Here is an 11,336-nt window from a genome sequence, read left to right as displayed (position 1 = left end):
CTTGCTCGCGATGAACGATGACATGGTCTTGATCAGTGTCTGATCCACCGCAATCGCGAGCAAGCTTTGCTCCCACAGGTTTCGGTGTTTAGCCTGGGGCTTCGGTAGAGCCTGCCGTCCCACCTCGAAACTTCAGCATCCAACACTGCCCAAAACCCGCTTTCAGCATCCTCATCCGCGGCATCTCCCTAGACTGGAAATACCTCGGAACAGGACGCGATCATGCTCAAGAATCAATTGAAAGACCCCAGCCTTTTAGCAGAATTCGCCTACGTCGACGGGCAGTGGATCGGTGCCGATGACGCCGCCACGCTCGACGTCATCAACCCGGCCACGGGCAAAGTGCTCGCTCGGGTGCCGGCCATGCAGGGAGTGGAAACCCGGCGTGCCATCGACGCCGCCGAGCGTGCCTGGCCGGCCTGGCGTGCGCGCCCGGCGGCGGAGCGCGCGGTGCTGCTGGAGCGTTGGTATCAGGCCATGATCGACAACCTGGACGATCTGGCGCTGATCATGACGTTTGAACAGGGCAAGCCGCTGAACGAAGCCAAAGGCGAAATCCGCTACGGCGCCGGCTTCGCCAAATGGTTTGCCGAAGAGGCTCGCCGGGTTTATGGCGAAACCATCCCGGCCCCCAGCGGCGACCGTCGTCTGCTCACCCTCAAGCAGCCAGTGGGTGTCTGCGCGGCGATCACTCCGTGGAATTTCCCCAACGCGATGATCACCCGCAAATGCGCGCCAGCCTTGGCGGCGGGGTGCCCGGTGATCGTCAAACCGTCGGACCTGACACCTTTGTCGGCCCTGGCCCTGGCGGTGCTGGCCGAGCGGGTCGGGATTCCGGCGGGAGTGTTCAACGTGGTGACCGGCATGCCGGCGGGCATCGGCGAAGAACTGACCGGCAACCCGACGGTGCGCAAGATTTCCTTCACCGGGTCCACGGCGGTCGGTCGCCTGCTGATGCGCCAGAGCGCCGAACACATCAAGCGCCTGAGCCTGGAGCTGGGCGGCAACGCGCCGTTCATTGTGTTTGACGACGCGGACCTGGAGCAGGCCGTGGCCGGGATCATGCTCAGCAAGTTTCGCAACGCTGGCCAGACCTGCGTCTGCGCCAACCGCATCCTGGTGCAGGACGGTATTTACCAGCGCTTCGCCGAGCGCCTGGTGCAAGAAGTGGGCAAGCTCAAGGTCGGCAATGGCCTGGAGGCCGACGTGATGATCGGTCCGCTGATCAACATGGCGGCGGTGAGCAAAGTCGCTCGGCATATCGATGATGCGTTGAGTCAGGGCGCGCGTCTGCTCTGTGGCGGCATTCCCGAGGGTGACAGCCAGTTCGTCCAGCCCACGGTGCTTGGCGAGGCCCACGCTGGCATGTTGCTGGCCAGTGAGGAAACGTTTGGCCCGGTTGCGCCGCTGATGCGTTTTTCCACCGAGGAAGAGGCGCTGGCGCTGGCTAACGCCACACCGTATGGCTTGGGGGCTTATTTCTTTACCCAGGATCTGCGCCGCTCATGGCGGTTCGGCGAGGGACTGGAGTTCGGCATGATCGGTCTTAACACAGGACTCATTTCCATGGAAGTCGCGCCCTTCGGTGGTGTCAAACAGTCGGGCCTGGGCCGTGAGGGCAGCAAATACGGCCTGGATGAATACCTTGAAATCAAGGCCTTCCACATCGGTGGGCTGTGATGTGTCCATTGTTTGCACACCTACCAGGGAGCCACGATTGATGAGCAAACCATTTCGAATCGCTGCCATCGCCGGCGATGGCATCGGCAAGGAAGTCCTGCCTGAAGGGCTTCGGGTACTGGAGCAGGCCGCGAAAAAATGGCAGTTGTCGTTGAGCATCGAAGTGCTCGATTGGGCCCACTGCGACTACTACCTGGAACACGGGCAGATGATGCCCGCTGACTGGTTCGAGCAACTCAAGGGCTTCGATGCGATCTACTTCGGCGCCGTGGGCTGGCCGGACAAAGTGCCGGATCACATTTCCCTGTGGGGCTCGCTGCTCAAGTTCCGCCGCGACTTCGACCAGTACGTGAACATTCGCCCGGTGCGACTGTTCCCGGGCGTGCCGTGCCCCTTGGCCGGGCGAGAAGCGGGGGATATCGATTTCGTGGTGATCCGTGAGAACACCGAAGGCGAATACTCCTCCGTGGGCGGCAAGATGTTTGAAGGCACCGAGCATGAGTTCGTGCTCCAGGAGTCGGTGTTCACCCGGCGCGGCGTCGATCGGATTCTCAAGTTCGCCTTCGATCTGGCCCAGACCCGACCGCGCAAGCGCTTGACCGCGGCGACCAAGTCCAACGGGATCTCCATCAGCATGCCGTATTGGGACGAGCGCACGGCGTTGATGGCCGAGCAGTATCCGGATGTGCAATGGGACAAACAGCACATCGATATCCTGTGTGCGCGTTTCGTTCTGCAGCCGGACCGTTTTGATGTGGTGGTGGCGTCAAACCTGTTCGGCGACATCCTCTCCGACCTCGGCCCGGCCTGCGCCGGCACCATCGGCATCGCGCCGTCGGCCAACCTCGATCCGCAGCGACGCTTCCCGTCGTTGTTCGAACCGGTGCATGGCTCGGCGCCGGATATTTATGGACAGAACATCGCCAACCCGATTGCGATGATCTGGTCAGGGGCGTTGATGCTCGATTTCCTGGGCAATGGTGATGAACGTTATCGCGCCGCCCATGACGGGATTCTCAAGGCCATTGAACAAGTGATTGCCCAAGGGCCGATCACCCCCGACCTGGGCGGACAGGGCTCGACCCAGGATGTCGGCAGGGCCATCGTTGCGGCGCTTTGACGCTTTACTAACCTGTGACACCTTTTTGCCCGCTCACACTGCGGGCTTTTTTTGGAGTTCGATCGCAAAACTCAAAATCCCCTGTGGGAGCGAGCTTGCTCGCGATAGCGGAGGGTCAGTCACCGGGGATTTTGACAGTGCCGTCGCCATCGCGAGCAGGCTCGCTCCCACAGTTTTTTCGGGGTGGCTGCACGATTCACATCCACCGCAGATCCCCTGTGGGAGCGAGCTTGCTCGCGATAGCGGAGGGTCAGTCACCGGGGATTTTGACAGTGCCGTCGCCATCGCGAGCAGGCTCGCTCCCACTGTTTTTGGGGTGGCTGCAAGATTCATATCCACCGCAGATTCCCTGTGGGAGCGAGCTTGCTCGCGATAGCGGAGTGTCAGCCAGCGGGGATTTTGACAGTGCCGTCGCCATCGCGAGCAGGCTCGCTCCCACAGTTTTTTTGGGGTGACCGCAAGATTCACATCCACCGCAGATCCCCTGTTGGAGCGGGCTTGCTCGCGATAGCGGGGTGTCAGCCACCGGGGATTTTGACCGTGCCGTCGCCATCGCGAGCAGGCTCGCTCCCACAGTTTTTTTGGGGTGACCGCAAGATTCACATCCACCGCAGATCCCCTGTGGGAGCGAGCCTGCTCGCGATTAGCGGTGCTATTTGACGACGTAGACCTTGCGTACATAAACGCTGCTGTCCCAGGCGCAGGGTGCATCCAGGGGGACGAATACGGTATCGCCGGCGTTGACCGTCAGGTCGTTTCCGTCGGCTGTCTGCAGGGTGACGCTGCCTTCGATCAGGTGCATCAGTTCATGCAGCTTGTGAGGCCTGGTCCGGCGGGTGTACGGCGTTGAGTCCCAGATCCCAATGCGCAGGTTGGTCGCTTTTTCGACAAACAGATTGTGCGAGCGACATTGCGGGGGTGGGCTGAGCAGTATTGCGTCGTCGGGGGCCGCCGAAGGCGAGAGCATCGTGTGCGTCGGGAGTGCTGTCAGCCCGGGCTCGCTGGCATTCACGCGCTGGGTATCGGCACAGAAGGCCCAGAAAGACTCGGGTTGCGCGTCGATCTCAACCGCCGTACCACGGGCGATCACCGCACTTTCACCGGCGCTGAGGCGCAGCGTTTGTGCCTGGCTGCGCAGTTCAACGCCTCCGGCATGCACCACGATCATTTCGCTGAAGGGATACTGGTCGCTACTGAACCGACCGCTGGCCCGGACGACACCAGCGGCGATGCCATCCGCCCCGGCATAAGCGATGAGCCTGTCGAACGGATCATTGGCCCCCAATGAGCCTGGGGTGAACGAGGTTGAGGCGGGGCTGCCGTCGGCATGCGCCAACAGCACTGCAGTGGGTTCGGGCATGAACATGATTCTCCAAAAAAGACCTGGATAAGCGATGGGATTTGTCAGCCAACGGCCTGGGTCACCAGCACGAACTGCCGCACTGAGCCGGTCGCTTGCGGGGGCGTGCCACGAGCCATCTGGGCGACGGTGTCGACCTGCTTGAGGCCCGCTTCTTCGAGCCAGGGGCCCAGCCCCGTGTCGGAAGGAATGTCGATCCGAACGAATGCATCCGGCACCCGTGCCAGCAACACGGCGATCAGATGCCGGGCCTGTTCAGGGTTCTGCGCGATGACCGGACCGATGCAACGGCCACGACCGAAGGGGCGCAGCAGGGCGAAAGCGCACAACTGGCCGTCCCGCTCAATACCCACTGCATGCTCAACGACATCGAACAGATCGGTGAGCACGGCCTGACGGTCCAGGCCACTTCCCGCATTGGCCAGTCTGATCATTTGAGCGTGATCGGCTTCGGTCAGCGCGCGGCAGCGTTCGTCGTCGGCCAACCCCTGCGGTACAGGCGGTAAAGCCAGGCCCTGATGTTGCTGGATATGCCCAAAGTCAACGAATCCCTGGCTGGCATACAGCGGGGCACCGGCCAGCGTCGCATTGAGGATGGCAGTACGCGAGCCGCACGCTTCAATGGCCAGTTCCATCAGTTTGCGACCGATCCCCTGGCCCTGGTATTCGTCATCGACGATCACCAGGCCGATGGTGGCGTAGTCTCCCTGGGCACAGGTGAATGCAGTGCCGATCAAGCGGCCCTGATCCTCAACGACAAAACCTTGGGCGACGCGCTGCAGCATCGCCCAGTCCTCCAGACGATGAGGCCATTTCAACTGCACGGATAAGGCGTGTGCCGAGGGGACATCGGTGGCGGTCATGGCACGATAGACGTAGTCAGGGCGTTTCGAAGTGGACATGGCAGATCACCATTGAGAGAGGGTGTAAACGGTCGGATTTATCCGCGGGTGATGCTTGTATCTCACCTGCAAGCAGGCCTGACAAGGGTCGCAAAACGATTCGGCAGGTTCCTTCTGCAACGCCTCTTGCGGCCACATTTCTTGCTCAAATCAGCGGCCGGGCCAGCAGTAAATACCGGATGGTTTTTTGCTCGATGCACCTCGTCACGCACGGTTCAGTAGCTGCGCTCACGGTCCACCAGGCCAAGCATCGTTTCGCCCCGTTGGTGGCGGCGAATATTGTCCAATAACACGCCAAACGCACTCTCGGGTTGAGTCATCGCTGCGATATGGGGCGTCAATATTATTTGCCGATGGTTCCAGAACGGATGATCCGGCGCGGCCGGTTCCTGTTCCAGTACGTCGAGCACCGCCGCGCTCAGCTGGCCGCTGGCAAGCGCTTCAAGCAAATGCGCTTCTACCAGATGCCCTCCGCGGCCCATGTTGACCAGGGCCGCGCCCCTGGGCAGGTGTTGGAACAACTGACGGTTGAGAATTCCCTTGGTTTGTTCGGTCAGCGGCAAGACACACAGCACAATATCGCATTGGCTGAGGAAGGCCGGCAGTTGCCCGGTTCCGGCAAAGCACTCCACTCCATCAATGTGATGTTCACTGCGCGCCCAGCCCGACAAGGCGAAACCAAAGGGCTTCAAGGTGTTGAGTATGTGACGGGCCTGCAACCCCAGGCCCATGACCCCGACCCGGCGCTGCTGCGCAGGCACCAACCGGTGTGCTTGCCAGCACCGCTCGGTCTGTTGCTGGCGATAGCGCACCATGTCGCGGTGCAAGCTGAGTACGGCGAAACTGGCGTATTCGCACATGCCCTGACTGATGCCGGGGTCGAGCAATCGCACCACCGGCAGCGTCGCCGGCAAGCGCCCCAGATCCAGTTGATCGACCCCCGCCGACAAGGCGAACAGCACTTTAAGGTTGGGCAACACGGTTTCGATATCGTCCGGTGCCTGCCAGGCCGCCAGGTAACGAATATCCCGAGGATCGCCGATGTCCGGCCAGGCACGCCATTGGATATCCGGGGCATGTTTGGCGAACAGACGCTGCCATTGTTCGCCGCGGACCGGGTCAGCTTTATACAGCAGGGCCATGGGGCATTTCTCGCATGTAAAAGGGAAGTATCAAGCATGCCTCAATGTCAGAGCAGGATCTGTCGAAAGGGCCTGTGCAGCAGCACGAGGCTGCGTTGCAAGGCACCTCTGCCGGTAGATTCCATGGTGCGAGGCGCCCTTGGAGGATTCTGCTGTTTGTCGGGGTGTAAACAGTCGATCCGAATTTCTCAACGACCAAGTTCGGCTTAGACAATCGTGTCGAACGCTTAACCTGTGAACACACCGCAGCCGCTTCCTGGTTGCGAGGCTCACGATGGGAAATGCCATGAACAGTAAAGTCGAAGAAACCCCAAGTCTGCTCCGTCAGCGTGATCAGTTCGTGCCACGTGGACTGGTCACTGCCCATCCGCTGGTGATCGACCGGGCCCAGGGCACGGAGTTGTGGGACGTGGACGGCAAGCGCTACCTGGACTTCGTCGGCGGCATCGGTGTGCTGAACATCGGCCACAATCACCCCAAGGTGGTCGCGGCGGTGCAAGCCCAACTGCAAAAAGTCACCCATGCCTGTTTCCAGGTCGTGGCCTACCAGCCTTATCTGGACTTGGCCAAGCGCCTGTGCGAAATGATCGGGGGTGAGCAAGCCTATAAGGCGGCGTTCTTTACCTCAGGCGCCGAAGCCGTAGAAAACGCGGTGAAGATCGCCCGAGCCTACACTCAGCGCTCGGCGGTGATCGCCTTTCGCGGCGGCTTCCATGGCCGGACGTTGCTGGGTACCACGCTCACCGGCATGAGCCAGCCTTATAAACAGAATTTCGGGCCGTTCGCGCCGGAGGTCTTTCATACGCCCTATCCGAATGCCTATCGGGGTGTCACCAGCGAAATGGCGCTCCAGGCGCTGGACGAACTGTTGGCGACTCAAGTGGCACCTGAGCGGGTCGCAGCAATCATCATCGAGCCGGTGCAAGGCGACGGCGGTTTCCTCTCGGCGCCCGTCGAGTTCCTCCAAAGCCTGCGCGCGCTGACGGAAAAACACGGCATTGTGCTGATTCTTGATGAGATCCAGACCGGGTTTGGTCGCACCGGTAAATGGTTCGGCTTCCAGCATGCCGGCATCCAGCCAGACCTGGTCACCGTCGCCAAAAGCCTCGCCGGCGGCTTGCCGCTGTCGGGTGTGGTCGGCAAGGCCGAAATCATGGATGCGCCACTGCCTGGTGGACTGGGCGGTACCTATGGCGGTAACGCGCTGTCGTGCGCGGCGGCGCTGGCGGTGATTGACGCTTACGAGCAGGAACACCTGTTGGCCCGTGGCGAAGCCCTGGGCGAGCGTCTGCGTCAGGGGCTGTTACGTCTGCAAACCCGCTACCCGCGCATTGGCGACGTGCGTGGCAGCGGCTTCATGCTGGCGATCGAACTGATCAAGGATGACCTGGCGCGCACCCCGGATGCCGACCTCAACCAGCGCTTGATCGACGAAGCCCGGGCCGGTGGATTGCTGGTTATCAAGTGCGGAGTGTACCGCAACGTATTGCGCTTCCTTGCCCCTCTGGTGACCAGCGAGGCGCAGGTCGATGAGGCCTTGCAGATTCTCGACGCTGCGCTGGCACGGGTCATGGGCTGAAGGCCTGGTGTTCATGGCGTTTGCCAGGGCAAGCGCCAATGCAAATCAAAGGAGCGTGGATCGGTGGGACATCAGCGGAGGCTTTACCCATGAGGTTGACTGAGTATCGGGCATTGTTGATCGACTGCGATGAGGTCCTGGTGGATCGGGACTCCGCCATCTGGACGGCGCTGCAGCCACTGTTGGAAAACCACGGCGAATCGCCGGAAAAAAACCAGGTGCTGGCCGAGTTCGATGAGGTACTGCAAGCGCTGTATCCGCGCTTCGGCGAGTTGGGCTTCAGCGGTTTGCTGTGTTTCGCCCACCGTCAGTTGGCCGAGCGCTGGAAACTCAAGGTCAGTTGGGAGGAGGGCATGAGCTTCGCCCGCTCGGCCGCCGCCTGGACGTTGTTCGAGGATGCGCCGGGGGCGATGCTCTATCTGCGCAAGTTCTATCGCCTGCTCGTATTGGGCGACCGCGATGCAGAAGACCGGGGTGCGTTGTGCGAGCGCCTGGGCATCGAGCCGGAGGATTTTATTTCACTGGCCAGTGACCCTTTGCACGATACCGTTTGGCTCAAGGCCAACGACCTCGATGCGCAGGCTATTCTTCAAGTGACCCGACCTGGCGCCCGTCCCGCCAAGGTTGGGGCGGTTTGCCTGATCTGTCGCAACCCCGACAACCCGCCCAAGCCGTGCGCGGGCCAGTATTGCATCAACAGCATGGCCGATCTGGTGGCTCAGCATCAGCTGTCTTTACGGTGCTGATTTTGTTAGAAGATTGTCTTACAAATGGCAGACAGAGGTAGGTGATGGAAGGTGTAGCGAAACTGGACCGGATCGACATCAGCATTCTGGTAGAGCTTCAAAAAGACGGTCGCATGACCAACGTCAGCCTGGCCGATGCCGTTGGCTTGTCCGCCAGCCCATGCCTGCAACGGGTCAAACGGCTCGAGTCGTTGGGGTATATCTCCAGCTACAAGGCCCATTTGAACCTGGCCAAGATTACCGACTCGGTGACGGTCTTCACCGAAATCACCTTGAGCGACCATAAGCGCGAGGACTTCGCCAAATTCGAGTCCAACATCCGCCTGGTGGATGAAGTGCTCGAATGTCACCTGATCAGCGGTGGCTACGATTACCTGGTGCGCTTCATGACCCGCAGCATCCAGGATTACCAGGATGTGATGGAAAGCCTGCTGGACAAGAACATCGGCATCTCCAAATACTTCAGCTACATCGTCATCAAGTCGCCTGTGCGCAAGGACGAGATTCCGTTGCGCAAACTGTTGCGGCACTGATTCAAAGGAAAAGGGGCCCCGTCATCCAGCGCTGTCCTCACTGGCGTGAATCAACGCACTCACCCGTCGGCCCAGGTCAGTCAAGCTGAAAGGTTTGGCCAGTACGTGGGTCGTGGTGTCGACCGAAACCAGATTTTTCCCCTCGGCAAATCCGGTGATGAACAACACTTTCAGCGAGGGATATCTGGCCTTCATTTCATTCGCCAGGCTGATGCCATTCATGGTTCCCGGCAGGCCGATATCTGTCAGCAATAAATCGATATGCTCGGTCTTATCGGCCTGCTTGAGGGCAGAGACGCTGTCCAGCGCATCGATGACGTGATAGCCGGTTTCAGTCAGGAATTCCGAGACCAACTGGCGAATCGCCGCTTCGTCATCCACCACCAGAATGGTTTCGTTGGCGCCGGGCTGCAAGGGTGCGGTGTCATCCAGATGCGCGCTTTTCACCCTGATGGGGGACTGGCTGACAACCGGAAAATACATTGTCACGGTCGTGCCCACGCCGACGCTGCTCTGAATCTTCACCTGCCCTCCGGATTGCTGGGCAAACCCGTAGATCATCGACAGGCCCAGGCCGGATCCTTCGCCAATGCGCTTGGTGGTGAAGAACGGATCGAATACCCGAGACAGGATGTCGGCGCTGATCCCCGTGCCCGAGTCGGTGACCGAGATCGCCACATATGGGCCCGGCGGCATCATTTTTTCGCTGGAAGATGTCGCGTCGATAACGCAGAGTTGCACGTCAAGTTTCAAGGTTCCGCCACCGGGCATCGCATCCCGGGCATTGATGGCCAGATTGAGCAGAGCGTTCTCCAGTCCATTGGGGTCGCATTTGATCGGATCATGCCCCCTGAAAGCGCATTCGACATGAATGCTCGGGCCCACGGAGCGTCGGATCATTTCTTCCAGGCCGGCCACCACTTTGCGCGGTTCGAGAACTTCCGGTTCTAGCGACTGCTGCCTGGAAAATGCCAGCAGGCGCTGGGTCAGTGCGGCGGCGCGTGTCGCTGAGGTCAGGGCGACGGAGTTGTAGCGAGACAGTTCGTCGTAGCGTTGACGGTCGATGTGCCGTTGCATCAGCTCAAGGCTGCCACTGATGCCAGCCAGCAGGTTGTTGAAGTCGTGGGCAATACCCCCCGTCAGTTGGCCTACCGCTTCCATCTTCTGACTTTGCCGCAGTTTCGACTCGGCCAGCGCACGCTCCTGTTGTTCGGCTTCAAGCTGCTGGGTACGGGTTGCAATCCGGTCTTCGAGCAGGTCGTTCCAGTCCCTGAGCGCCGCCTCCAGTTGCACCCGCTCGTTGATGTCTTCGACGGTGCCATACCAGCGCTCGCATCGTCCCTCGGGATCCAGGCTACAAAACGCGCGGATTCTGAACCATCGATATTCCCCCGTGGATTTTCGCAACTGGATCTGTGCGTCGAAGGGTTGCAAACTCGCCAGCGACTGATTCCACAACCGGGCAAATGATATGCGGTCATCGGGGTGCGTTGCGTTCAGCCACTGGCGCCCGAGTGTCTGCTCAGGCGACCGTGCGGTGTATTCATACCAGCGTTGATCCAGTGATGTCACCGCGCCATGGCTGTCGGCCGTCCAGGGCCAGAGTGGATTAAGCTGCGCGGCGATTCGATAGTGTCTTTCGCTTTCACGCAATTTTTCTTCAGTCAGGCGCATGGCCTGCATGGTTTTGGCGCGTTTCAACGCCGCACCCAGCAGGTTGCTGTAGACGCGCAGAAAGTCGATGTCGCTCTCGCTAAACTGCCGGGGGCTGCGGCTGTCGACTTCGAAGATGCCGAAGGGCCGCGTCTCGGTGGCGCCGTATACCAGCACATTGACGAACGCCTGGACGCCGTTGCGCGTTTGGAAGTCGTGATAGTGAAAGCGTGTTTCTGTCGCAATGTCCGTGGAAATGACGGCGCCGCCGGAGTCCAGGGAATACCGTTCCGGTGTGCCTTCCAGTGCCTGAACCCGGACTTCGCCGACGACCCCCGGCAACCAGCCCACACCGTTGCGCACGAGGAAAGTGAGCCCGTCGTCTTCCAGCGACATGAACTTCGCCAAATGGGTTTCCAGTGCTTCACCGACCAGACGACACGCCTCGTCGAGGATGTGTTCAAAATCGTCTGAAACCAGGGCCAGCTCGCCGAACTCGGCAAGTACCTTGCGTTGACGTAATAAAGTGTCTTCGATTGTCATGTGGATCACCCTTGGTACGTCTTGAATATCCGAGGGTTGCAGGACGGCTAGGTTCACATGAATTGATAAGCGTGCCGA

Annotated in this window: 9 protein-coding genes; 5 read left to right on the top strand and 4 right to left on the bottom strand. The window is 60.3% G+C overall.

Annotated elements, in window-relative coordinates; all coding sequences use genetic code 11:
• Positions 1-222 precede the first annotated feature (222 nt).
• Together HQ912_RS17585 and HQ912_RS17580 are read left to right on the top strand one after the other, a co-directional pair.
• A complete protein-coding gene (locus HQ912_RS17585; RefSeq protein ID WP_076385400.1) occupies positions 223-1,680 on the top strand; it encodes an NAD-dependent succinate-semialdehyde dehydrogenase in 1,458 nt (485 codons plus the stop codon).
• Positions 1,681-1,720: 40 nt separating this feature from the next.
• Positions 1,721-2,800, top strand: a complete 1,080-nt coding sequence (locus HQ912_RS17580) for a tartrate dehydrogenase (protein WP_076385398.1) — start codon at positions 1,721-1,723, stop codon at positions 2,798-2,800.
• 652 nt (positions 2,801-3,452) lie between these two features.
• On the opposite strand, the gene HQ912_RS17575 is transcribed toward HQ912_RS17580, so the two are convergent.
• The 3 genes from HQ912_RS17575 to HQ912_RS17565 all read right to left on the bottom strand — a co-directional run bounded on the left by HQ912_RS17575 (position 3,453) and on the right by HQ912_RS17565 (position 6,204).
• Complete coding sequence (locus HQ912_RS17575) at positions 3,453-4,160, bottom strand: cupin domain-containing protein (protein ID WP_107323294.1); 708 nt, start codon at positions 4,158-4,160, stop codon at positions 3,453-3,455.
• Positions 4,161-4,204: 44 nt separating this feature from the next.
• Complete coding sequence (locus tag HQ912_RS17570; RefSeq protein ID WP_107322776.1) at positions 4,205-5,062, bottom strand: GNAT family N-acetyltransferase; 858 nt, start codon at positions 5,060-5,062, stop codon at positions 4,205-4,207.
• Between the two features lie 215 nt (positions 5,063-5,277).
• Positions 5,278-6,204 carry a 2-hydroxyacid dehydrogenase gene (locus HQ912_RS17565; protein ID WP_107322775.1) on the bottom strand — a complete coding sequence of 309 codons (927 nt, stop codon included), beginning with the start codon at positions 6,202-6,204 and terminating at the stop codon, positions 5,278-5,280.
• Between the two features lie 286 nt (positions 6,205-6,490).
• Here HQ912_RS17565 and gabT point away from each other — a divergent pair, with 286 nt between their 5' ends.
• The 3 genes from gabT to HQ912_RS17550 all read left to right on the top strand — a co-directional run bounded on the left by gabT (position 6,491) and on the right by HQ912_RS17550 (position 9,062).
• Positions 6,491-7,783 carry a 4-aminobutyrate--2-oxoglutarate transaminase gene (gabT, locus tag HQ912_RS17560; protein WP_076385392.1) on the top strand — a complete coding sequence of 431 codons (1,293 nt, stop codon included), beginning with the start codon at positions 6,491-6,493 and terminating at the stop codon, positions 7,781-7,783.
• A gap of 89 nt (positions 7,784-7,872) precedes the next feature.
• On the top strand, positions 7,873-8,529 hold the full coding sequence (locus HQ912_RS17555) for an HAD family hydrolase (RefSeq protein WP_076385390.1): 657 nt from the start codon (positions 7,873-7,875) through the stop codon (positions 8,527-8,529).
• Positions 8,530-8,573: 44 nt separating this feature from the next.
• Positions 8,574-9,062, top strand: a complete 489-nt coding sequence (locus tag HQ912_RS17550) for an Lrp/AsnC family transcriptional regulator (protein ID WP_076385388.1) — start codon at positions 8,574-8,576, stop codon at positions 9,060-9,062.
• 21 nt (positions 9,063-9,083) lie between these two features.
• Here the strand turns inward: HQ912_RS17550 and HQ912_RS17545 are convergent, their stop codons facing one another.
• Entirely contained in the window at positions 9,084-11,258 is a 2,175-nt protein-coding gene (locus HQ912_RS17545) for an ATP-binding protein (RefSeq protein ID WP_173407096.1), read from the bottom strand.
• Positions 11,259-11,336: the final 78 nt, after the last annotated feature.

This window comes from Pseudomonas sp. MPDS (genome assembly GCF_013283895.1).
In the GTDB taxonomy this organism is placed as follows: Bacteria; Pseudomonadota; Gammaproteobacteria; order Pseudomonadales; family Pseudomonadaceae; genus Aquipseudomonas; species Aquipseudomonas rhizophila.
This window is presented reverse-complemented; position numbering and strand designations above follow the sequence as displayed.